The organism is Sphingopyxis indica, assembly GCF_900188185.1.
Classification (GTDB): domain Bacteria; phylum Pseudomonadota; class Alphaproteobacteria; order Sphingomonadales; family Sphingomonadaceae; genus Sphingopyxis; species Sphingopyxis indica.
On sequence record NZ_FZPA01000011.1, the window covers coordinates 60,788 to 84,211 of the forward strand.

Sequence of the window (23,424 nt, forward strand, 5' to 3'; positions counted from 1 at the left end):
TAAAGTCGTCAGATCAGAGACATCACTGCGAGCGCAGCGATCCCGACGAGGAGACAGACCAGGAGCAACGGCCCCCCAAAGCGCGGAAAGTCCACGAAGCGATAACCGGCGGCTCCCATGACGACCGCATTGTTATGGTGCCCGAAGGGCGTCAGGAAATCGAGCGAAGCTCCCACCGCCACCGCCATGAGCAGCGGTTCGACCGGTACGCCGGTCCGCGACGCGATGCCCGCGGCAATGGGGCTGAGCACGATCGCCGTCGAGACATTGTCGATAAATGGCGTCATCGCGACAGCGATGCACAGCACGAGCGCGGAGACCACAACCGGGCCGTTCGATGGCAGTTGTTCGGCGATCCAGTTCGCGATGACGCGCGCCGCTCCCGAATCCTCGACGGCCATGCCGAGCGGGATCATGCAGCCCAGCAAGATCACGATCGGCCAGTTGAGATCCTGCACCGCCGTTCGAAGATCGAGCGCGCGGGTTAGCGCAAGAGCGAGAACAACCGCGCCAAAGGCGAGTTCCGGCGGAGCTATGCCAAGCGCGCTCACCAGAATCCCGAGGCCGAAGATTGCGAGGCCGGGGCCGGCCGAGGATCGTCGACGCCGGGGCCGGCGACTGCTGAGCGCGAGCAGTCCGCAATCTGCGACTGCCTGACGCAGCGCGTCGCCCGCGCCCGCGAGGATCAGCACGTCGCCCATGCCGATCTTGAGGTCCGCGAACCGCCCTTCGATGCGGCGGCGACGGCTCGCGAGACCAACGACGCGCACCCCGTGGTCGGCGAAGGCCTCGACGTCTTCGACTCGCGACCCGAGGAGGAGGCTGTCGGGCATGACGACGGCCTCGAACCCGTCGCTTTCGTCGCTGTCCACCAAGGGGGCAAAGCCACCTTCGTCGGCGAGTTGAAGGAAACGGCCATAGTCGCCTTCGGCGAGAAGCCGGTCTCCCGACGCGACGACGATATCGCTGCGTCGCGCGAACACATGGGCGCCGTGGCGAAAAATACCGTGGATATGGCAATCGGCCGCCGACTCGACGTCGGCGAGCGCCCGGCCGACGAAGTCCGACTGGTCGGGGACCACCAGCTCGACGACGAAGTCGGCGGGACCGGCGTCGAAATGCGCCGGGGTCGCCTGCCGCGCGCTTCGAAACGTCCGGGGCGCGGCGAGCACGATCCACGCGAGGCCGACGATGGCGACCGGCGCGCCGATCCGCGCGAGTTCGAAATAGCCGAACCCCGCCCCGGTTTCCGAAATCTTCCATTCGTTGACGATCAGGTTGGCGGGCGTGCCGGTCAGCGAGCACAGCCCGCCGAGCAGCGTCGCGAAAGACAAGGGCATCAGGACGCGCGCAGGCGGGATGTCGAGGCGGGCACACACCGACAGCGCGACCGGGAAGACGAGGGCAAGCGCCCCGACGTTGTTCATGAAAACCGATGTCAGCGCCGCCGTGCCGCACAAGGCCGCCAGAATCACCGTCTCGTTCTGGCTCCGGCCGACCAGCCGCCGCGCGAAATTGTCGATCGTTCGCGTCTGCGCGAGCGATGCGACGATTAGCAGTATTTCGATCACGGTGATGACGGCGGGGCTCGAAAAGCCCGCAAAGAGATTGGACGGCGGCACCACGCCGAGCAGAAAGGCTGCGGCGAGCCCGGCCATCGCCACCATTTCGACGCGGAACCGCTCCGACGCGTAGACGAGCAGCATCGCTGACAAGATTCCCACGATCGCGAACTGCTCGAACGTCATACGGAATGCCTATTGCCGATAGGCGGAAAGCGAAAGCCCGCGTGCAAGATTTCCCTGCCGCCCACCGGCGGCCGGCACCGTGGCCGACCTTCCGGCAAGTCGCCGCATGCCCGGAGCGCCTCGCCGCTGAATGCCAGGGAGAGGCTTGCACCGCAATATCAACTAATTTAGTAATCAATTGTGCCGAACCCGCTCCGACGTTGTCGTGAGGGGCGAAAGGCCGGCCGAGGCGTCGTCGTCAGGCACCACTTCCCCACCATGCGCAGGCCGAGCCGGGCCACCGCGCGCATAACCCACCGGCGGCCCTGCGCTGCCCGGCCGCAACCGACCAGCAAAGGAACTCGACGATGCTCGACAGATCCGATCCCCCGATCCGGCTCTATGCCATTCTGACCGTTCCCGGGCTCGAAAACAGCGGACCCGCCCACTGGCAAAGCCTCTGGGAGGATTCGGATCCCGCGTGCACCCGCGTCGAACTCGGACAATGGGACCGTCCCCATCGCAACAGCTGGGTTCGGCGATTGAACGAAGCGATTGCCGCCTCCGATCGGCCGGTCCTGCTTGCGGCACACAGCCTCGGTTGCCATGCGGTGGCATGGTGGAGCTCCCTTGAACCTTCGGCAGGGGACGGCAAGGTCGCCGGGGCCCTGCTCGTTGCGCCGCCGGCAGTGGAATATGGCCGCCGCGATCCCCGTCTGGCGGCGTTCGCGCCCCTCGTCCGCGAACGCTTGCCCTTTCCGTCGATCCTCGCCGCCAGTCAGGATGATCCCTATGTGTCCTTCGGCCGCGCCGCAAAGATGGCGCGCCATTGGGGAAGCCGGTTGGCCGATGCGGGCTGGGTCGGCCACATCAACGCTGACAGCGATCTCGGCCACTGGCCCTATGGCCGGTTCCTGCTCAGCCAACTCGCGGCGGCGGGCGCGGCGCTCGGCGACCGCGCCGGCGCGGTCGCCCGCTTCCTTCCCTCACGCTCTCGGCAGACCGAAGCCGCCGCCCACGCATTCCCCGCGCACGGCTAGGACGGGGAGCTAAAGACCTTCGCCCGCCGTCCAGTGCGCATTGACGAGACGGCGGGCGAGCGCGCTGACCTGGACCCGAATGTCCGGAACTGCGACGACTTCCCAGAGGTCGCCGCGCGTCATCGGGCCGATCGCCAGCAGGCGCTTCGACACGAGCCCGCCGGCACCGATGACATGACCTTCGCGGTCGATATCGAGACCCAACCGGAGCTGGTCGGGCCGAATCCGCCCTGCCATCAGCATGCGCCCGACGAGCGGGTCGGCGGACCGGATGAGATCGCCCTGCGGTCCGGTGCAGTTGATGGCCCGGGCGACCTCCAATGTTGCGATATTCGACTGCCCGCGCGCACGCCAATCGAGGATCAGCGTGTCGGTGCCTGCGCGCGCGTTCAAGATCTTACCCGCGCGGAAGCGGAGCCGGCCGGACGCGATCAGGGCGTCGATGCGCGCCGCGACGGCCGGCGCGAGACGGTGGCGATGCACGTCCCAATAGGGGCGCAGATGACGCAGGAACCGCGCCCGCTTTTCACGGTCGGCCGAAGCCCACATCATCTGGGTGACGGGTCGCAGCGAATCGATGACGAGCCGCCAGTCGCGCTGCGCCGCTTCGGTGCGTGCCCAGCGCACGAGCGCGGAAAGGTCGGGCGCTGGCCGGGCAAGAACCGGCTTCGGCCAAGACAGGCCTTCGAGGTGGCGATGCGGCCGCAGACCCCGCCGTGACATCGCGGTGATCAGCCCCTTATGTCCGCGTGCATCGAGCCGTAGAATGACGTCGATCGCGGTCAGGCCGGTGCCGACCACAAGGACCGACGCATCTTCGGGCAGCCCCTCTTCGAAGGCCGTCGCCCAGGGATCGCGGACATAGAGATTCGCGGGCAGGCGCTCATCGGCGAGCGCCGGGGGATCGTGCGGCGGCAGATTGCCGATCGCAAGAACCGCGCGGTCGGCTTCGATCGGGCCGCCGTTCACAAGGCTCAGCGAAACCCGACCATCCCCTTCATCGATGGCGAGCACCTCGTCGTTGACCAGCTTCAGCCGCGCACCATTTTCTCCCAGCGCGTCCGCCAGCGTCTCGCGGAGATAGCGACCATAGGTGGCGCGCGTTACAAAAGCATCGTCGCATCCAAGCCCGCGCGCGGAGAGCCAATTGCAGAAATGTTCGGGGCGATCGGCGAATGCGCTCATGTTCGCGGCCCGGACGTTGAGCAGATGCGTGGACTCGAGGCTGCTATAGGCCACGCCGGTGCCCATTCGCCCGCGATCCCGCTCGATCAACAGCACCTCGACGTCAGGCTGCTCGAGAAGGTTGAGCGCGAGCATCGTCCCCGAAAAGCCGGCTCCGACAATCGCCACCCTGTTCGCGGTTCGAAGCCGCGGCCTGAACTGGAAAAGCGGAGAGCCGTCGCTCATCACCGCGTGACCACGTCCCCGCTGACAGTCACGCGCTCGAGCACCCGATGATGCGGCCAATAGTCGCCGACCGCATAATGCTGTGTCGAGCGATTGTCCCAGATGCCGATCGCGTTCGGCGACCAGCGGAAGCGCACCTGATATTCGGGGACCTTGATCCGATCGAACAACAGACGCAGCAGGCTGTCGCTTTCCTCTTCGGGGATGCCGAGGATCCGCGTCGTGAAGGTGTAATTGACGTACAGGATCTTCTCGCCGGTTTCGGGATGGCGTCGCACGACCGGATGGCGAACGGGCGGAAAGGCCGCCGCCAGTTCCGCCCGCTTCTCCTCGCTGACGCGTCCCCCGAAGCTGCGGACGATGTCATGCTCGGCCTCGAGATCCTCGATGCGGTCCTTCACCGCCTGGGGCAGCCCCGCATAGGCTGCGACGGTGTCGGCCCACATGGTGTCACCGCCAAGCGGCGGCAGGATGCGCGCCCGCAGAATCGACGCGACCGACGGTCGCGCCCGAAACGTCACATCGGTGTGCCATTTGTTATAGGCCTGAAAAGGGGCCAGCGTTTCGGCCGACAGCTGGACCCCCTCGACACCTTCGATCCGCAGGATTTCGGGATATCCCTCGACATGCGGTATGACCGGATGGCCTTCAAGCTCGCCAAACAGCCGGCCCAGCCGGACATGGCTTTCGTAGCTGATGTCCTGATGTCGAAAGAAGAGCACCTTGTGCGCGATCCAGGCATCGTGCAGCCACTCGGCTTGCGTTACATTCAGCGGACCGTCGAGATCGAGGCCGGACACTTCGGCGCCGATCGTGGGAGTGGAAGGCAGCAGGTCGAGCCCTAGCGACGCGGCGCGCTCATACAGGGTCGGATCGATCGTCTTGGTGGCCATGCGTCATCTCTCTTGATGAAGCCCCTGGCCGGTCGACTCGTGGCGTCCCGACGGCTCCGATATTAAGGCAATTATTTCAGTTGACAATAGGTTGGACGACTAAGGTCGATAGGGGATGGAATCGGGCAACACGATTCCCACCCGTGCAGCGTAGCTTTCCCAGGCCTTTTCCAGCTCGGCCCTGCGACCGGGCTCGGCGAGCGACAGGTCCCGTGTTTCGCCGGGATCGCGCACGATGTCGAACAGTCGCCACACACCATCGCCGATGTCGGTAATCTTCCAGTCGCCGCGGCGATAGGCGCGCGAACCGAACAGCTCGGTGCCGATACCGTCCTCGGCGCCATAGATGCGCGCGGCCGCATCGCGAAGCCACGGCGCCCACGACCGCCCCGTAATCGGCCGCACGGCGCGACCCGCAACCTCGGTCCGCGAAGCATCGACGCCCGCTACGTCGAGCAGGGTCGGCGCGATATCCGCGACCGACATATATTGCGTTTCGGCCGCGCGACGTTGCGGAATGCCGGCGCCGCTGACGAAGGCGACGGTGCGCGTCCCGCCTTCACTCGCATAGCCCTTGGTCAGCCACGATGGCGCCGTCGCGGCCTGCGCCCAGCCCGCGCCATAGGTGAGATAGGAGGTCGCGGAGCCGCGGTTGCGAAGGCTGTTGTCGGCACCCGCGAGCGCGCTTGCAAGCATCTGCTTGCCCGTCGTCTCGACATCGAGCGCCTCGGCGCCATTGTCGGCGAGGAACAGGATCACCGTATTGTCGAGCTGGCCCGCGGCGCGCAGCGCATCAAGAACACGGCCGACATTCTGGTCGAGCCGGTCGACCATCGCGGCATAGATTTCCATGTTGCGCGCCGCGAGCCGCTGCTGTTCGGCGGTCAGCGAATCCCAGCTTCCGTCGCGGTTGCGCGGCGTGTGCGCGGCAATGTCGGGAGCGAGAATGCCGAGATCGCGCTGACGCGCGAGGCGTCGCTCGCGCAGCACATCGAATCCTTCGTCATAGCGCCCCTTGTAACGCGCGATATCCTCGGGCGGGGCCTGAAGCGGCCAATGCGGCGCCGTGAAGGCAAGATAGGCGAAAAAAGGACGATCCTGCGCTTCGGGCTTCGGCGCTTCCGCAAGGAAGCCGATCAGCCGCGAGGTGAAATAGTCGCTCGAATAGAAGTCGGCGGGCAGCTTCGTCACTCGCTTGCCGTTTTCGCGATAGGTCGAAGCGTGCGGATCGCCCGGGTCGGTGTCGACGCCGAAGTGATTGTGCCCGCCCTGCAGCAGCGCGAAGCTGCGTTCGAACCCGCGAGCATGCGGGCTCTGATCGTCCGCGAGCCCGAGATGCCACTTGCCCGAGAACAGGGTGCGATAGCCACCGGCGGAAAGGCGCTCGGCGAGCGTCGCGACATCGCGACGCAAATAGCCCTCATATCCCGGCTTGCCTTGTTGGTTCGGCCGGATCAGCTCGGCCATGGTGCCAAGTCCCGCGAGGTGATTGTCGGTGCCGGTCAGCAGCATCGCGCGCGTCGGCGAGCATGTCGGGGCGGTGTGGAACCCGGCGAGACGGACGCCCGCAAGCGCAAGTCGGTCGAGGTTGGGGGTGCGGATTTCGCCCCCGAACGCTCCGATATCCGAGTAGCCGAGATCGTCGGCGACGATCAGCAGGATGTTGGGTCGGCTCTCCTTGGCCGCGACGGCGGGCGACAGGCCGCCCGCGAGCAACAGGACCAGGAAAGTGCGAAAGCGGCGGCGAACGGTCATATGGCGTACCTCGACAGGAAAGAAGGGCGGCGCGGCCGGGCGAATGGAACCCGGACGCGCCGCGAGGAAGACCGGCGCTGTCGCAAGATGGAGGAGAGCCTGGCGCCGGTCGGGAGCCGGTCAGGCGGGTTCGTACTGGACCGCCTTTTCCTTGCGGACCGTGCGGCTGCTGCGACCGTCGATCCCCACTGGCACTTCGCCGGCGATCGTCGCGCGGCGCAGCGTCCGGCGCTGAAGACCGAAGTCGGCCGTCGCGCGATGCTGGGTCGCCTGATTGTCCCAGATAGCCACGTCGCCCTCGCGCCAGCGCCAGCGCACGACATTCTCGGGCTTGGTGATATGGTCCTGAAGCGTCTGGAACAGACGGGCGGAGTCGGCGGCATTCAGCCCGACGAACTGCTTGACGAAATGGCCGAGCAACAGGCTGCGCTGGCCGCTGACCGGATGAACGCGCACCACCGGATGCTCGGTTTCATAGACGGTCGAGGCAAAGACGTCGCGATGCTGCGCAATGCGCTCGCGCGCGCTGTCGCCATCGGGCGCCGACTGGAGGATCGCCGCATAGTCATAGAGGTTCGTATGCGTGGCCCACAGATTGTTGACGAGCTGCCGCAATACTTCGGGCAGACCGTCATAGGCGGTTTCGCCATTCGCCCACTGGGTGTCGCCGCCTGCTTCGGGAATGGTGATCGCGCGCAGGATCGACGCCTTCGGATAGGCATCGACAAAGGTCACGTCGGTGTGCCAGCTCGACGCGGCATAGCCCTCGCGGCTGTCCAGTTCGAGCAGGTAGCGCGATCCTTCGGCGACCGGCACGGTCGGATGCGCGACCGGATCGCCGAGCAGCGCGGCGAACGCTTCATGCTCGCTGTCGGTCAGATGCTGCTGGTCACGGAAGAACAGCACCTTGTGGCGCGTCAGAGCGGCCTCGATGGCCTGCACGGTCGCTGCCGGCAGGTCGCCCGAAAGCTGGACGCCGTTGACGACCGCGCCGATGGTGCCGGTCACCGGGGAAATGTCGAGATCGATCCCCTTGTCGCGGGCGTTGGCGTAGCTGGTATGAAGGTCCGTCATGGTCAGTCTCCTTTGAGGTTTGGACGGCGGGTCATTCGGCGAAGGCCAGATCGGGAGAATCCCGGTCGAGCCGTCGGCGAATTTCGGAATGCGCCGCCTCGTCGAGCGGGAAGCGCGCGATCAGGGCGGCGGAAAGGCTGTGGGCGACGGCGGGGCCGATCGCGAAGACGAGCAGCAGGCCATCGAGCGCTTCGGCGCTGTTGGACGCCTTGGGGTCGAAGCCCAGCCAGCTGACGAGCGGCAGCGCGATCCCGACCGCGGCGGCGGTTGCGCCCTTGCCGGCGAGGCTGAAGACCGAATAGAAAAGGCCGGTCCGATCGTCGCCGCTTTCGAGGCGATGTTTGTCGGCCACGTCGGCGACGATCGCGCGCAGCATCAGATTGCCCGCCCCTTGGGCGAGCCCCTGCGCGAGCGTCAGCGCGAGCAGCAGGCCGAAGGTCTGGGGTGTGACGAACAGCAGCGAAAGGTTGATCGCCACCTGGACCAGTTCGCCCGCCACCGCCGTGCGATGCTTGCCGAAACGGCGCCCGATCCTGAGCCAGATCGGCCCGGCGAAGATACCGAAAACGAACTGGAAGAGGAACAGGCCGCCGGCCCATTCGGGGCGGCCCATATAGAAGCTGACGAAGAAGACGATCAGCGCGGCGCGGATATGCTGGGCCAGAGTCACCGCGAAATCGGAGGCAAGGACGCGGAGCAGCAGCGGCTCGCCGACGACCGCCGCTACGGTCTCGCGCACACGCGGCCGCGCCACGGGTAACGCCGGCAGGGGCGGCTCGCGCAGCGCGGTGAGGGTCGACAGTAACGCGGGAACGATGCTGGCGAGCACGAGACCGCCCATCAGGCTGAGCTGGAGACGGCCATCGCCGGGGCGAATCTGATCGGCGATCGTCGGCAGGATCAGGGTCAGCAACAGCGCGCTCGCGGTGACGACCGTCTGATAGGTCGCGATCCGCGTCCGCTGGTGATAATCGCCCGACACCTCGCCGCCCCAGGCCTGGAACGGTATCTGAACCGCGGTCCAGCCAAGATAGAAGAAGAACAGCACGAGCCCGAGCGACAGCGGCGTCACGCCGAAAGGCGGAAAAAAGAGAAAGATCGAGGCGAGCGCGAACACCGCCCCGCCCCCGGCAATCCACGGCTTGCGGCGCCCGTGGATCGTGCGCGTGCGGTCGCTGAGCGTCCCGATCAGCGGATCGGATACCGCATCCCATAGCCTGCCTAGCAGAAACACGAGACCGATGGTCGTCAGCGAGAGCCCATAGTCGCGCGCATAGATTGCGGGCAGATAGACGCCGAGCGGCAGGCCGGCGGCCGCGAGCGGAATCGCCACGGCGGAAAAGCGGACCAGCTCGCTGGCCGTCGGGGGCGGAGCGGCGGTCACAGCTTCGTCCTCACGGTCAGCCCGAGCGTGCGAGGCTCGCCGATCAGCGCGGTCACCAGCCCTGTTGCGCCGGGTGACAGGGTCTGGAAATAATCCTTGTCGAACAGGTTGCGCGCCCAGATCGACAGGTCGAACAATCCATCCTCGGTGCGGATCCCGATGCGCGCATTGGCGATGCCAAAGGCGGGCACATCGGCATAAATGCTGTTGCTCGAGGAGGTGTTGAAGGACGAGCGGTGCGAGTAATCGGCGTGTGCGTAAGCCGCCAGACTGCGTCCGCCGAGAGATCCGACCGGGGCGGATGCGTCGCCGCCGAGCGTGTAGGTGAATTTGGGGACGCCCGGGAGACGCTCGCCCGTCAGGTCCTGGTTGCCGCCCTCATTCGCCCGTTCGGGCGCCTGCGGCGCTTCGGGATAGCTGAGATAGGTCGTGTCCGTATAGGCGAGCGAGCCATAGAAGCTCACATGCTCGGTGGGCGCGGCGGAGAGGTCGACCTCGACGCCGCGCGATCGCGCGCCGGGAATATTGGCGATATATTGGCGGTAGTTGAGCTGCGACACCTGTTCGAAGATCGCCGTCTGATAGTCGGCAATCTCGGTCCAATACGCGGCGGCATTGAGTGTTACGGCTCTCCCGAACCATTGGGATTTGAAGCCGATTTCATAATTATCGACGGTTTCGGGCGCGACGTCGGGGTCGATGCCGACCGGCAGGTTGGTCAGGTTGAGCCCGCCCGACTTATTGCCGCGCGCATAGCTGGCATAAACCAGCGCATCGCCCGAAACTTGCCACGACAGGGTGGCGAGACCCGAGAGGCTGTCGTCGCTAAAGCCGGTCGAATAGCTGGTTTCGGGATTGAAGAGATTGCGGATATTGACGACCGCGGCCGCCAATGGGCCGGGCAGCGTAGCCGGATCGACCCCCGCGACCCAGAATTGATTGAACGATCCGCGCTTCTTTTCATGCGTGTAGCGCAGGCCCGCGGTCAGCGTGAGACGGTCGGTGATCGACCAGTCGGCCTGGCCGAAAAAAGCGAGGCTCTTGGTTTCAGGGTCAGAGGTCGAATTGGACTCAAAGCCGTCGAGCGCGGGGGTCGCGACCGTCGCTGGCACGGCCGGCAGAAACCAGGCCGGCGCCGCGCTGCCATAGCCCACCTTCCCGTAGCCGCGAATGATCTGCCAGAAATAATAGGCGCCGACGACATAGTCTAGCGGGCCGTCCGCGTCCGAAGCGAGGCGCAGTTCCTGGCTGAACTGGCGTTGGCGGTTGGACTGCTGCGCGAGCGAAACGGCAGGCAGCGACGTCGAATCGCCGTCGTTTGCGGGGTTCCAGTCCCACCAGCGGTAGGCGGTGATCGATGTGATTTTGGCGGGCCCGGCATCCCAATCGACCTGCCCCGACACGCCATATCCATCCATGTTCGACTGATAGTGCGCATCGGCCTCGCCGACGCGCGCGAACGGATCGATCACCGGAAATGTGTAACCCGGAAAGCGCGCTGCGCGCTGGGCGAAATTGTTCGGAATGGCGGTTCCGTCCGCATAGGTGCCGAAATAGCCGGCAAGGATGTTGAGGACGTGATTCTGTTTCTGGCGCGCGAAGTCGCCGATCAGACGCACTTCCAGATCCGCGGTGGGCGTGAAGAGCAGCTGCCCGCGCAGACTCCAGTTCGAATAATCCTGCGCCCGGGCCTTCTGCGTGCTGTTATAAAGAAAGCCGCGCCGCTCGGTGACCGCACCGCTCAAGCGCACCGCCAGGACATCGTCGAGCAACGGTCCCGAAGCAGAGCCCCGCAACTGGTAATAGCCATAGTCGCCGACGCTCGCTTCCCCCGAGAATTCGGGGGCGAAGCTCGGCTTCCTGGAACTGATGTTGATCGCACCAGCGGTCGTATTCTTGCCGAACAAGGTGCCTTGCGGGCCGCGCAGCACTTCGATTTGCGCAAGATCGACGAGATCGAACTGCAACTGGCCGACGCGCCCGTAATAGACATTGTCGATATAGACGCCGACGCCATTCTCGAGACCGTCGTTGGTCAGCGACACATTGCTGCCGAGGCCGCGAATGTTGACGTTGGTATTGCGGGGGTTGAAGCTGAACACCTGCAGGCTCGGAACGAGCTGCTGCACCTGCGCGAGGGAATAATTCCCCGTTGCCTCGAGCGTGTCGGAATTTACGACCGACAGCGCGACGGGCACATCTTGCGCGCTCTCGTCCCGGCGCCGTGCCGAAACGATGATCTCATTGCCATAATCGGCGTCGACGAAGGTCGCGGCCTCGGCTGCCGCGGCGCCGGCCTCCCCATCGGCCGCAAAGGCGGGGGTGGAGGGCAGGAGCACCGCGATGCCGAGCAAGAGCGACGCACGAAAATCGGAAGAGTGGCTGGTCATTCGTTATTGCTTCCGGGCGTGGCGCCCGGCCCCTTTTTTGATTGAATGGATGGCGGCGCGAAGCGCCGGGCCGGATCGCTCGCTCGCGTCCGCGCTGCCCCACAAAGCGCGGGCGGCGCTGCGCAGGGACGCGGGATAGCGAGCCAGGTCCGACAGGTCGGATCGGGTCAGATACGGCATGATTCACCTGCCGCCGGCGCATGAGCGCCGGACGCACGGCCGCTACGCCTCAGGCAAGGAAGCAGGGTATCGATGGGAGAAAATGATCGGCCAAATCAGCGGGCGCGGTCGATCCGCCAGCCCGACGGCTTCGGCTTCGACGATCAGTGTCTGGTGCTACAAATCTGCATCGCGAGTTCCCTTTTCACGGAGGAACGCAATGCCTGGCGATGTCGCCCGAGCATCACGCGCTTTAGCCTTTGGTAACGCGGAGCAAGCTGCTTCCTGGATCAAAAGCCGCGGGCCGAAAAGAGGATGTCGTCCGGATCGGCCAATCCGAAAGACAAACTCAACTTAATAGATTGAATTTTGATTCGTCAACAACGGATCGCGATATTTGCGACGAAGAAAATCTTTCCGGCGACCAGCGGAGGCTTGGCCGGACGCTGCGGCGATCGGCGTGCGCAAAACGGGAGAAGACTCCCCGCAGGCTCCGGGCACCGGGCGTTCCAAGCAGGATTGCCAAGGATGACGAGCTGCGAAATATGGCGCGATGGATATGCAGCTTCTTGTGATCTGCCTTTTGACGGCGGTCATCAACCTGATCGGCACACTGGCCTATGGCGCGCGCATCGCAGGGGTGCGCACACGCCGGATTGCGATGAGCTTTGCGCTGTTCAACATTCTCGTCCTTGTTTCCAGAACGTCGAACGGCTTTCTCGGTCCCTTTCTCGCAAAGCGGATCGAAACGCGGATCGCGGGCGGCGGAGGGGACGCTCTCCTGGGGGACTTCCGGCTCGTGCTCGCGTCGGCAGCAGTGTCGGTCTTCGCGGGCATCCTGCTGGTCCCGACGAGCCAGAGACTTTTCTCGCGGGCCATTGGCTATTTCCAGGAGCACCGGTCGACGACACGGCTTCTCCTGCGCAGTGCCACGCCCTCCGGAATGCGGTCCATCAGGCAAGCCATCGCTTTTTCCGGACGCGGCCAGCTGCGCGCCCTTGGCCGGCCGCGGGGCGTCGGATGGCAGGTGCTGTTCGCGAACTGCCTCGCTCAGGCACTGTTGACGGTTGGCGTTCTCGCGTCGCTCTATGCGGGCTATCTTAATCCCGAATATCGCGTCACGGCCTCACAATTATCGGCAATCGTCAACGGCTTTGCCACCATCCTGCTGTTTGCACTGATCGACCCGCAGCTGTCGGTGATGACCGACGACGTCATTGACGGTCGCATCGATGAACCGCTCTTTCGCAGGACGATCGTCTGGATATCGTTCAGCCGACTTGCCGGAACCTTGCTTGCGCAGGTCATGTTTCTCCCCGCAGCGGAAGTCATCGCCTGGATCGCGACGCGCGTGTAACATAAGTCTCGGCGAAGTAGCTACCGATCCGCCCAAATCAGGTGTCGAACAGAGGCGCGTCGCTCCCTGAAAATGTCAGCCCTTGGGCGTTGCTCGGTGCGCCCCGATCCGCCGATTTGATCTGTGCAACTGCCAAATGATGAAAGCGCTGCAAACGCGCTTTCGCCAGTCGACCGCGACGCAAAGCGCGCCTGCTCTGCTCTTCAAGACTTTACGGCCGACATCGAGGGCCTCGGCGATCGCTTGATACGACGGGCCCTTTGGCCGGTGTAACATCAAATCCGCCGCGCCGTCGCGGACGGAAAATTGGCGCTCGGCTGCGGACTGCTCGAATCTCCCGCATGCGTCGGCAAGAGCTAAAGCCCCATCCCGGGCCGCGAAACCGCCGCGCCGATCGCCTTATCCGCGGCGGGCGCAGCGATGGCGGCCCGTGATTGGACGGCCTGAGCGACGGGTGTCCGTGAGAGCGCGGTCTGGACGGCGCCGGCACGTTCGCCGATCGCCGAAACCAGCTTCGCTCGGTCATTGGTGACGATCGTCGCCGACGCCTTCGCGCGCGAGATGCCGACATAGAAGCTTTTCTGGTCGACCAGATTGGCGGCCCGGCTGTCGGCGTGGATGATGACATGATCGGCAGTGCGCCCCTGCGCCGCGAAGGCGGTATCGACATAGGCGTGGGCGATATGCCGGTCGCGCGCGGCGTCGAGGTCGAGGATCTGCACCTGCCCGCGCGCGCCAAGCACCGTCGCCGTGCGTGCCTGCTCATCGATCGCAATGACTTCGCACCGCGCGCCGTTGATCCGCCCGGCCTCGCGATCGTTGCGCGTAAAGCGGATGCTGTCGCCGGTCCTGAGATCGATAGTCTGGGGCGCGAACAGCTGCACCTTGCCGGCGCCCCATTGCCGAAGGCGCCAGTCGACCTCGCGCCCATCTTCGGACCTCAGCGCAATGGCGGCCTTGGCCGGATCGGCCGCCTCGACACGATAGGCTTCGCCCCGCGCGACGCCCTTGTCGGCATAGTCGCGGGTGAAGCGCACGACATCGCCCCGGTCATAGCTGAACGGGTCGCGCGCCTCGGCGCGGGTGAGTCCCTTGTTGACGAGGCTCTCCATGGTGACGGCGGGACCGGAAAGTGCAGCTGACTTCACCAGCGCCGCCCTTATGTCCGCCGTCAGCGCGTCGCGCCCTTCGCGCGAGGGTTCGATAACGAGCGTTCGCGCCCGCGCCGCCTTGTCGAGCCCGGCATAGCGCTCGGCGATAGCGGCGAAGCGGCCGGTGCGATCGGCATGTTCGACGATCTGGCCGCCGCCGCGATCGAGCGCGGCGAGCGCCTTCTTCGCATCGCCCTCGATCGACGCGAGCACCGCTTCCTTGGTCGCCGCATTGCTCTGCCGGACGATTTCGCCGAGCGTGGCGGTCTCCATGCCGGCATCCTGAAGCTGCGCGAACGCCGCGCCGGCCTCGACCGATCCCAGCTGCTTCACGTCGCCGACAAGGATGACCCGGGCATCGTGCTGCTCGGCCAAGTTGAACAGCAGCGCGGTATCGCGCGCCGACAAAAGCGACGCCTCGTCGACGATCCACGCGGCCGGCGGGCCGGGCGCCGAACCTTCCGGCGCGAGCAAATGGCGCGCCACAGTATCGCCGCGTGTGCCGAGCGCCTCGCCGAGTGTCATCGCCGCCGATGCGGTCGGCGCCAGCGCGACCACCGACACGCCTCGCGCTTCGGCCTCGCGCGCGAAAGTCGCAAGCACCGTCGTCGTCTTGGCGGTCCCGGCATAGCCCTGCACAGCGGTGATCCGATTACGGCTGATAAGAAGCTGCTCGGTCGCGGTCTTCTGGTCGGCATTCCAGCCAAAGCCGGACCGTCCGGCCTTCGCCGCCGCACCCGCGACGGCCTTCGCGGCGGCGAGCGGCGAGGCGATCGGCGCGAGCGCACCGCGTCCGTGCGCTTCGATCCGAAGCAGCGTCTTCTCGGCCGCGATATTCTGCCGGGTCGTGAATCCTGCGAATGCGGCGCCGCGCCGGTCGAGGAAGGTGCGGTCAATGAGCTCGCCCTCCTTTGTCGCCTGCCTGATCGCGTCGCCGATCTCGGCATAGCCTACCTTTCCAATTCCAACCCGCCCCGCCTCCTCATGCAGCGCCGCGACCGGGAACACCGATTGCCGCTCGCCAAGCTTGTCGGCGGCATGGGCGACAGCGCGGTCGGCAATCGATGGATCGGGAAGGTGAAGGCCGCTCGCCGCCCTGGCCCCTGCCTCACGCACTAACGCCAGCCGGACATCAGCATCGAACCCCGCCCGGTCCGCGATCTCGCGCCAGTCGGCGACAAGCGTGCCATGATCGGTCGTCCCCTTCGCCTGCCGCGTATCGAGCGCGGCGACCTGCTTTTCGGCGGCGCTGGCTTCCTCGCGCGATGTGCCCCGTTCGCCGAGCGCCGCCTCGATCTCGGCGCTGCGCGTGCTGAACGCCGCCATAACGTCCGCCGACACGCCCTTGATCTCGAACATCGAGTCATTTCGCGCCTCGATTTCATAGCCGAGCTCGCGAACCTTCAAGGCGAGCTCCTGCCGGTAGATGGCGCCGATCTGCTTCTGAAGCTGATAGATGGCGCGCGGTTCGAGGCTGCGCCACGATCCATCTTCACTCTGCGTCGCGTTCATGATGACATTGTGGGTGTGAAGCTGCGGGTCCTGCGCCCGGCTGGTGCCATGCTGGAAGCTCGCGACAATCAAATTGCCGGTGGCCGCGCGTATCACGTTGCCGCCGTGCCGGACGCGGGTCGCGGCCATATGCGCCTCGACATGAGCGAGCGCGGTCTTCACCGCTTCCCCATGAGCCGCGATCAACCGACGGTCGCCGGCGACCTCGGCCATGATCGACACCGACTTGGGCGCACTCAGCGTCACATCCCAGCCGGGCCGATGTTCGAGCTGGCCGTCACGAACGGTTCCAAGTTGCTCGCCCGCCACCTTACCGTCAAGCAACTCGCGGAAGGTGTCGCGATCGACGTCACCCGATAGCCCAAGCTCCTCGGCGCCCTTGCCGTGCCATTCGGACGGCGACAGCCCGCCGTCGGCGTAATAATCGTCGGCCTCATAATAGCTGCTCGCCTGCGCCGAACTGGTCAGCACAGATACCGACGCGACCATCAGACCGGTCCCTCGCCGCTCGGCTGAGGTTTCGGTGGCTTCGGCTCGGCCGGCGGCACCGGCTGAGATGGCGGCTCATCGGGCGCCGCTTTAACCGGCAGGGCCGCGACCGGCAATGGTTCGACCACCTGCTGCCAGAGGCTGGTCTTGGGGTCGCCCGCGATATACCCGAACTGGCGCGCCTTGCCGCGCCGCACGATATGATCATCAGTGAGCGCGATCCTCGCGACCGGCAATCCATCAGGGAAGAGCAAATAGCCCTGATGCTTGGGTAGCCGCAGCTCGCTTTCGAGAATGGCGGGCCGAACCTTGCGCTGGCGGCCGAGCGTCGTGCGGGGCTTGTCGTCACGCTCGGCGAGCGCATCGCTCATCGTCGGCACTTCGACCTCGCAGCTCCCGATGGTGTCGCTCGCCCATTGCCGCGACTCGCTGTCGGTCATCTGGAGGAAGAGCTTGGTGTTGCAGCAGCCGAGCATCGATTCGGACAAATCCTGTCCATAGCGATGCCGCATCTGTCCGATCGCCTGAAAGCTAAGTATGACCGCCGCCCCGAACTTGCGCCCCTCGGGGAGCAGCCGGGCGAGATTGTCGACGCGCGGCAGGTCGGCGAGCTCGTCGAGGACGAACCAGACGCGGCGCTCGGCCGAAGGCGAAAGCCCGAGCATCGCACTCGCGGCACATTCGAGCCAGCAGGCGAGCAGCGGCTTCGACGCCTCGAAATAATCCTCCTTTCGCGGGACGAAGATCCAGGGCTTGGCGCCCTCATGCTCGTCGAGCCCCGAAATGAAGTCGCGGAACGCAAATAGCTCCCGCTTGTCCTCGTCGATGCGCAGGAACTGAATGAGGTTCGCAGCCTTGGCGAGCATGAAGAGGACGCTTCCGGTCGCGCGGTCGGCGTCCTCTGCGAAGGTGCGCGCCGACGAACTATTGCCTAGCCATAGCTTGAGATCGTCCTTGGTCCGCACCTGCAAGGCATGGAGCAGATCGGGCAATGTACATTTGCCCTCGCGCCACAGCGCGCGGATCATGTTCGCGACGAGGATGCGGCTCGTCTCCAGCCACACGTCGCGGTCATGCTGGCCGGTCTCGGTGACAAGCTGCTGCGCGATGCGGTTGGCGTCCGCCGGATGGGCGATCTCGGCGAAGGGTGTCCAGATCGCGCAGCGCGCATCGAACGGATTGAGAATGATGTCGCCGCGCCGGGGATCATAATATTGGGCGACGAACTCGCCGCTCGTGTCATAGACGAGTGCCGCCTCGCCGCGGGCTTCGATACCGTCGAGCATCTGGCGGAGCACCGTGGTCTTGCCGCTCCCGGTCGTGCCGACGATCGCCATGTGGCGGGTTTCAAGGCGGGCAGGCATGGGTACTGTCGCGATGGCGAGGGCATGACCCCCTGCTTCGGAATGCGTCAGCTTCGCGAGCTTCGTCTCCGTCGTGACGATTGTTCCCCCGACGACGTGATCGCGCAGCATCCGCTCGCGCCGCCGGTCCATCGCCCCGCGAAGCAGGACCAGGCCCGACAGCCAGGCGCCAAACCCCAGCCAGCATCCGCGGATGACGAAGGCGATCACCGTGTCGGCCGACCGGCGAAAATAGGGATGTGCCGCGACCGCGCGGGCCGAAGCTTCGTAGCGCTCGCCGCCGCCACCGATCATGACGCCGGGATCGGCGTCGGTGCCGCTCGATATCCACGTCTTCAAACGGGCGACATACCAGGTCCCGGTCGCCTGCATCGTCGCCGGCGTCAGCATGAGATAGGGAAGCGCCAGGCCGCCGAGCGCGATCGATCCCGCTAGGATGATCGCATGGCGTTTGAACTGCCGCGCCTGGTTCGATCGCCAGTGGCGCCGCAGCGCATCGGCATGGATGCGCCGGTCGCGATCGCGCATCATGACCGGCCCACCTCCGCAAGGCGCCGCTGGCGATCATGGGCGGGGCCGATCTCGGCGCCGATCTCCTCGTCGCTCTTCCCGCCGCCGAAGGCGGCGCTGCGCGCATAACAATAGGATGCGCAGGCAGTGAACAAGGTGCGGTCGAGCAGGCGCTCGACGTCGGCCAGCCGGGTGCCGAGCGACACAAGCTCGGCGACGAGTTCGCGGTTGTGGGATCCGTCCGCCACAGGGCTCGACAGCGCCGCAACCCCCGCTTCGACGCAGGTTGCGAGGATCGCATAGGCAGTTTCGCCTTTCACCTTCGCAAGCTCGCCTACCGCCTTGTCGACCTCGACCGGCAGTCGCACCGTATGCCTGACCAGCTTCATCGCGCTGCCCGATTGCGACGCCAATGCGGCGTCTCCAAAAGTGCCGGAATTCCGCCATTTGCGAGCATGCCGTCCGAAGCGACGTCGAATCCGCCGCTCGAAAAGCGGCGGAAATGCTGGATGCACCCGTGCGTGAGGTGTGTATCCAAATTATGGGTCCGATGCGTAGCATCGCGGCCCAACTTCTTTGCCTGAATGACTATGACTTCAGACTTGAGCCGGGCTCCCGGCAGCAGAGAATTGAGGCTGCCAGCCCAGCGGGCCTGCATGCCGGGACCTGCAAGGGAAGGTGCAACGATTGGGGGCCAATAGCGGCCGGCGTGGAGGATCTGGTATCGGCGCGCAATCATGGCCGATGCTGCTCGGACCGAGCAATGAAAAGCGGCGAACCTGCGTCCGGGACGGCGGCAGCTTCACCCGCAGAAGCTGCCGGGCGCGCAGCGTCGATCGCCGCCGCTGGTGCGACAAAAATGGCCGCATCGCGCCAGCCCGGCGACCGTCTTGGCAGCGAAGCGACGGCAGAAGTTCCAAGCGGCGCGTGCAGTTCGGGCGCGATCTTCGCGACATAGGCGCGCGTCTCGGCTGGCAGTCCGCGACGCCCCGCGACATAGGCATCGGCGCGGCCGGGACCTGCATTATAGGCCGCGAGCATCAGCCGGACATCGCCATAGCGGTCCCACATCGCGCGCAGATACGCCGCACCTGCGAGAATATTCGCACGCGGGTCGAACGGGTCCGAGCCGAGCCGGTGGCGCACCGTCAGCGACGCCCAGGTTGCGGGCATGATTTGCATCAGACCCATGGCTCCGGCGCGCGAGACGGCGCCGGTACGGCCGCGGCTTTCGGCGTGCATCACCCGCCAGATCCAGAGTTCCGGGATGCCGAAGCGCTGCGCCGCTTCGGCGACCGGAGCGGCATAGGGATGGCGCTCCTGCTGCGTCGCGGCCGCAGCCGGAGCGCAGATTGGCGGCAGAAGCAGTGCAGCCGATATGGCCGCGCGCCGCGCGACGACGCGCATCGACCGGCACAGCACAGACAGGATGGCGAGGCTTCGCCGCAGTCGCGCAGCGATCATCGTGCTTGCTCCCTCACGTCGGAAATGCGTTCGAAGGAAGGGCTCGCGCGGTGCCAGCGAAGCGGAGCTTCGGCGTTGCTGCGCGTCAGAACAGGGTGCGCCTTGCCGATCAGTCCGGATGCCGGAATTGGCCCGAAATAACGCCCATCGAGGCTGCCCCGTGCCGCACTGATCAGGAATAATTCCTGCGCGCCGACGATGCGGCAACCGCGCCAGACCGGGAGCGGACGGCCTGCCCCGTCGCGCGCCAGCGCGCGGGCTACGCCCGCTCCATCGATCGTGACAAAATCACCCGAACGGCAGACAAGAGCACCCGGAAGCGCGGCGATGCGCTTCAGCAGCGGTACGCCGCGCGGGAGATATCCGCGCCGGGAAAGATAGGCCGCGAGCGCCGGCGGCGGGTCGATGGCGACAAGGTCGCCGAGCCGCGGCCGCGCGCCGACATCGATCCGGTAGAGGCCGAGGGGAGCGCTGGCGCTCGCATTCCAGAGCAGACGTGGCGCCGGCTTTAGCCAGGCGACCGCGACAAAAGAGACGGCAAACAGCGCCGCTGCGCCCACCGTCGCGTACAAGAGCCGGCGGTTCATGCCTCGATCGCCCGGCGGCGCAGCCATGCCGTGTGGCGATCGAGACCATAGGGCCGGAAAGGCAGGCCGGCGGCGAGCCGGTTGCCGACATGGCGCCAGTGGTCGGGCGATGCATCGCAGGCCTCGATGCCAGCCGCCTCCACCGCGTCGATCGCCGCGAGCGCCTGCTGGACCTTCGGCCAGCCGTCGATCCGAGCAAGGATTTCGGCGCCGGGGCGGACGAAGGGCAGCGTCGAAAATTGTTCGCCGGGCGTCATCGCAATTGCGATCGCGATGGTCGAGTGGATGGTACCGAAGTCGTTCGACGTCCACCTGACAAAGCCAAAGACCGCGCCGGGACGAAAGGCCATAACGCGGGTGCTGCGGCTCAATATCCGCTCGGCGGCGACGCGGCCGAAGCGGATCCATTGTTCGTGGCGGCCCTCGATCCAGGTCAGTTCGACCTCGGTCAAACCGTTGCCATGGGGCGACGAAGAAACGCATCCGCTGTCGTCGCCGGAGCGGACGAGCGCAGCGCCGGACGCTTCGACAGCGCGCGGCATCAGGCGAGCCCCCGGCGCGCCGGATGCACGGTGCCCACGCCCGGATCGGAGGTCGACGAGCGCCGCCCGAGTTCGACCCATGCGTCGAGTTCGTCGATCGCATAGACCACGCGCCCGCCGAGTTTGCGATAGGCCGGGCCGGTGCCGTAGCAGCGATGCTTTTCGAGCGTTCGCGGCGAGAGGCCGACGCGGCGCGCCGCGTCAGGGGTCCTCAAATAGCGGGGAGGGTGCGCGGCGGTCATGGGATGCTCCTTCCAGCGGCGGCTCCCGAAAAGGCGGGGCAGCGCGCGATGGGGCGTCGTGGCGCGAAAGCGGGAGCGCGGGGGAGCGGCTGAATCGCAGCGCTGTTTTTGTCGCCCCGCGCCGCCGGCGAGGAGCGCGCGATAGCCGCCTGCGGCGAGCGCTTCGGCCTCGTGGATAAGGCGCTGGGTCCGGCGCCGCTCGGGGGACGACTTCCACGAAGCGCCCTGTCCTATCGAAAGGCGCGGATAGACGAGGCGCTGCGCGACCATATGGCTCGTGACATCGCGGCCGCGGCGAAGGTCGAGAATGGCCAGCAGCAGGTGGAGACGCCGAGCCTGATAGGCGGTTGGCCCGAACAACTGCGCACCGCGCCGCGCGCCGCGCAGCCATCGCTCGAGGCCCGCCAGCGCCTCGAGGCGGGCATCGAGCAGCGCATCGCAAGGGATCAGCGCAGCGAGCGGGTCGCCAACGGGCACGCCGCGCAGACAGATTCGATGAAGCGACACACCATCGCCCATCACCAGGTGCGTTTCGTCGACCGCCGACCGCGACGCGATGGCGAGAGGCCAATGGGCGGGATCGAAATGCGGCCTATCTTTCATACCGGCGATTGCGGCGCCGAGGATTATGACCTGGGGGCAGACGGCCGGGTTCCAGAAGCCAGGCGCGTCACGCGCCGACAGATGGGGATCGGCCGGGAAAGCAAAGGCCCCATCGCCGGGCCATCACCTCCTGCGCCTTCGGATCGCCCTCGGGATCCGACATGACGTTCTTATAGTCGCGGCAATATTCGAGATTGCGGCGAAGAAATTCCTGCGCGAAGTCGGGGAAATCGAGCCGGGCCTTGCGGTCCCCTTCTTGCCTTGCTTCCTCCGCCATGCGCGCCTCCGTGCAAGGCGGCAGACTTGGCGACGACGCTCAGGCCGCCAATTCCATGAGGCGGGGAGTCACATCCCCAGAAGTGGGTATCCCGCCCGGCAGCGCCGGGCGGGAGCGGAGCATCAGTCGCCGCGGCGCGCCTGGCGATTCCAGACGAGGTCATGCTCATCGCCTTCGCCCGCGAAGAGCTGCGCGAAGATCGGCGCCGTGAAGCTGGGGTCGTCGAGCTTGACCGACAGATAGGGGCGCTTGTCCTGCGTCTGCTTCTCCCAGGCCGCGCCGACTTCGACGTCGCCGATGAAGACGCGGTGGCTGGGGGCGTTGCCGGTCGGATTTTCCTCGGGCGCGATGCGAACCGACTTCGCCTGCACCGAGAGGGTGACTATGCTGCCCCGAAATTCTCCGGAGACTTGTCTGAATGTGCCGATCTTGGCCATGATGCATTCCTTCCTTGGCTCGGACCGCACCATCGCGGTCTCGATGCGCATCGAAGGTCAGCGGGGACCGGCGGTGCAGCCAAGGGCCCGGAGCAAAGCGGAGGATGGCGCGTGCCCGTCTTTCTTGCTTCGCGAGGAACGGCGGCACGCCGGGGGAAGAAAGACGGGCGCGCGCCGTTGCGCCGAGCCGGTCAGCAAAGCGTCCCGCTGACAGATGGCGCATGTCGAGAGACCGCGACGGGAGGGCCGCAGGACGGACGCATAACCAATCGGCCGGTAAGGAGAGCGAAGATGGAGGGGGTAAGGCGGCCTAGACGGATAAGGCCGGTCGCTCGGCTGAAACCGCAGGTGACACGAGATCGCGCCAGCTCGCATAGCCGGTCACAAGGCCGGCGAGGATGGCGAGGCCATGCTCCGCACCCGCTTCAAGCCCGCCCAAGACGGCGAGCGCGGTCCCGGCCTGATAGCCGGCAAAGGCCGCGGCGCCGACGAACATCAGGATGACGCAGCGCGTCACGGGGAGCGGGGCCGTGCCGCCGACCAACCGCCGGCCAAGCGCCAGGACGGCGATTCCCGCGATCAGCGCCAACCCCAGGATCGTCAACCAGCCAAAGCCGAGATCGCGCAATGCGAAGCCGAGGGCGATCGCGGCGCAGACGGGCAGCGCGAACTTGGCGCTGCGAAAGAGAAGCCGGAGACAGTAGAGCGCCGCGATAGCGCCGAGAATGAGCATCAGGGTCATGTACGTCCTCCTGTCGGACGCGCCCGCCACCACCTCCACAGCGCAACCTGCGCGCGAAGCATAGCAGAAGCCGGTCCGGGGAAGAACCCGAACCGGCCCCAATCTGGACCTATTTTCAAAGGGTCAGCGATTGAAGGGGTCATATTCGCAGACGATCGTTTCGGGGTCGCCATCGAATTCGTCGAGCGGCATCACCGAATATCCGGCGCTGGTTTCGATAAGGATGATCACGGTCATCATGGTCCGGGCGAGGTTCCAGCCGAGCGATTGGGCGGTGGTGAGCGGCATGGGATGAACTCCTGTCCTTGGGAGCGG

Annotated in this window: 20 protein-coding genes and 1 pseudogene; 2 read left to right on the top strand and 19 right to left on the bottom strand. The window is 66.0% G+C overall.

Annotated elements, in window-relative coordinates; genetic code table 11:
- Positions 1–8: 8 nt before the first annotated feature.
- Entirely contained in the window at positions 9–1,748 is a 1,740-nt protein-coding gene (locus CHB69_RS14460; protein WP_089216732.1) for an SLC13 family permease, read from the bottom strand.
- Positions 1,749–2,095: 347 nt separating this feature from the next.
- Here CHB69_RS14460 and CHB69_RS14465 point away from each other — a divergent pair, with 347 nt between their 5' ends.
- Positions 2,096–2,767 (top strand): RBBP9/YdeN family alpha/beta hydrolase, encoded by a 672-nt coding sequence (locus tag CHB69_RS14465; RefSeq protein ID WP_089216733.1) that lies wholly within the window; start codon positions 2,096–2,098, stop codon positions 2,765–2,767.
- 9 nt (positions 2,768–2,776) lie between these two features.
- Here the strand turns inward: CHB69_RS14465 and CHB69_RS14470 are convergent, their stop codons facing one another.
- The 6 genes from CHB69_RS14470 to CHB69_RS14495 form a co-directional block, all read right to left on the bottom strand.
- Positions 2,777–4,120 (bottom strand): FAD/NAD(P)-binding protein, encoded by a 1,344-nt coding sequence (locus tag CHB69_RS14470; RefSeq protein WP_245836823.1) that lies wholly within the window; start codon positions 4,118–4,120, stop codon positions 2,777–2,779.
- Positions 4,121–4,176: 56 nt separating this feature from the next.
- The gene (locus CHB69_RS14475) at positions 4,177–5,070 is read right to left on the bottom strand and encodes a TauD/TfdA dioxygenase family protein (protein WP_089216734.1); all 894 of its coding nucleotides are present in this window, start codon (positions 5,068–5,070) and stop codon (positions 4,177–4,179) included.
- Between the two features lie 99 nt (positions 5,071–5,169).
- Positions 5,170–6,825, bottom strand: a complete 1,656-nt coding sequence (locus CHB69_RS14480) for an arylsulfatase (protein ID WP_089216735.1) — start codon at positions 6,823–6,825, stop codon at positions 5,170–5,172.
- A 120-nt stretch (positions 6,826–6,945) separates the two neighbouring features.
- Positions 6,946–7,899: a TauD/TfdA dioxygenase family protein gene (locus CHB69_RS14485; protein WP_089216736.1), complete on the bottom strand. Its 954-nt coding sequence runs from the start codon at positions 7,897–7,899 to the stop codon at positions 6,946–6,948.
- A 31-nt stretch (positions 7,900–7,930) separates the two neighbouring features.
- Positions 7,931–9,283, bottom strand: a complete 1,353-nt coding sequence (locus tag CHB69_RS14490; protein WP_089216737.1) for an MFS transporter — start codon at positions 9,281–9,283, stop codon at positions 7,931–7,933.
- Positions 9,280–11,673: a TonB-dependent receptor gene (locus CHB69_RS14495; protein ID WP_089216738.1), complete on the bottom strand. Its 2,394-nt coding sequence runs from the start codon at positions 11,671–11,673 to the stop codon at positions 9,280–9,282. Before CHB69_RS14495 ends, CHB69_RS14490 begins: the two co-directional genes overlap by 4 nt.
- Positions 11,674–12,385: 712 nt before the next feature.
- Between CHB69_RS14495 and CHB69_RS14500 the strand changes: the two genes are divergently transcribed.
- On the top strand, positions 12,386–13,189 hold the full coding sequence (locus CHB69_RS14500) for a lipid II flippase Amj family protein (RefSeq protein WP_089216739.1): 804 nt from the start codon (positions 12,386–12,388) through the stop codon (positions 13,187–13,189).
- A 356-nt stretch (positions 13,190–13,545) separates the two neighbouring features.
- On the opposite strand, the gene mobF is transcribed toward CHB69_RS14500, so the two are convergent.
- The 12 genes and pseudogenes from mobF to CHB69_RS20200 all read right to left on the bottom strand — a co-directional run bounded on the left by mobF (position 13,546) and on the right by CHB69_RS20200 (position 23,397).
- Positions 13,546–16,341: a MobF family relaxase gene (gene mobF / locus CHB69_RS14505; RefSeq protein ID WP_089216740.1), complete on the bottom strand. Its 2,796-nt coding sequence runs from the start codon at positions 16,339–16,341 to the stop codon at positions 13,546–13,548.
- On the bottom strand, positions 16,341–18,236 hold the full coding sequence (locus CHB69_RS14510; protein WP_089216741.1) for a type IV secretion system DNA-binding domain-containing protein: 1,896 nt from the start codon (positions 18,234–18,236) through the stop codon (positions 16,341–16,343). Before CHB69_RS14510 ends, mobF begins: the two co-directional genes overlap by 1 nt.
- On the bottom strand, positions 18,233–18,628 hold the full coding sequence (locus CHB69_RS14515; protein WP_245836824.1) for a hypothetical protein: 396 nt from the start codon (positions 18,626–18,628) through the stop codon (positions 18,233–18,235). Before CHB69_RS14515 ends, CHB69_RS14510 begins: the two co-directional genes overlap by 4 nt.
- 322 nt (positions 18,629–18,950) lie before the next feature.
- On the bottom strand, positions 18,951–19,679 hold the full coding sequence (locus CHB69_RS14520; protein ID WP_170935575.1) for a lytic transglycosylase domain-containing protein: 729 nt from the start codon (positions 19,677–19,679) through the stop codon (positions 18,951–18,953).
- Positions 19,676–20,266, bottom strand: a complete 591-nt coding sequence (locus CHB69_RS14525; RefSeq protein WP_089216804.1) for a S26 family signal peptidase — start codon at positions 20,264–20,266, stop codon at positions 19,676–19,678. Before CHB69_RS14525 ends, CHB69_RS14520 begins: the two co-directional genes overlap by 4 nt.
- A complete protein-coding gene (locus tag CHB69_RS14530; RefSeq protein WP_089216742.1) occupies positions 20,263–20,808 on the bottom strand; it encodes a DUF2840 domain-containing protein in 546 nt (181 codons plus the stop codon). The genes CHB69_RS14525 and CHB69_RS14530 overlap by 4 nt, the downstream gene beginning before the upstream one ends.
- The gene (locus CHB69_RS20190; protein ID WP_170935583.1) at positions 20,808–21,050 is read right to left on the bottom strand and encodes a helix-turn-helix transcriptional regulator; all 243 of its coding nucleotides are present in this window, start codon (positions 21,048–21,050) and stop codon (positions 20,808–20,810) included. The genes CHB69_RS14530 and CHB69_RS20190 overlap by 1 nt, the downstream gene beginning before the upstream one ends.
- A 189-nt stretch (positions 21,051–21,239) precedes the next feature.
- Positions 21,240–21,653, bottom strand: a pseudogene (locus CHB69_RS20195) (DNA -binding domain-containing protein); the annotation flags it as partial.
- A gap of 67 nt (positions 21,654–21,720) precedes the next feature.
- The gene (locus CHB69_RS14540) at positions 21,721–21,930 is read right to left on the bottom strand and encodes a transcriptional regulator domain-containing protein (protein WP_089216744.1); all 210 of its coding nucleotides are present in this window, start codon (positions 21,928–21,930) and stop codon (positions 21,721–21,723) included.
- 122 nt (positions 21,931–22,052) lie between these two features.
- Positions 22,053–22,367, bottom strand: a complete 315-nt coding sequence (locus tag CHB69_RS14545; RefSeq protein WP_089216805.1) for a DUF736 domain-containing protein — start codon at positions 22,365–22,367, stop codon at positions 22,053–22,055.
- 310 nt (positions 22,368–22,677) lie between these two features.
- A complete protein-coding gene (locus CHB69_RS14550) occupies positions 22,678–23,109 on the bottom strand; it encodes a hypothetical protein (RefSeq protein ID WP_089216745.1) in 432 nt (143 codons plus the stop codon).
- A 123-nt stretch (positions 23,110–23,232) separates the two neighbouring features.
- A complete protein-coding gene (locus tag CHB69_RS20200) occupies positions 23,233–23,397 on the bottom strand; it encodes a hypothetical protein (RefSeq protein WP_167541738.1) in 165 nt (54 codons plus the stop codon).
- Positions 23,398–23,424: the final 27 nt, after the last annotated feature.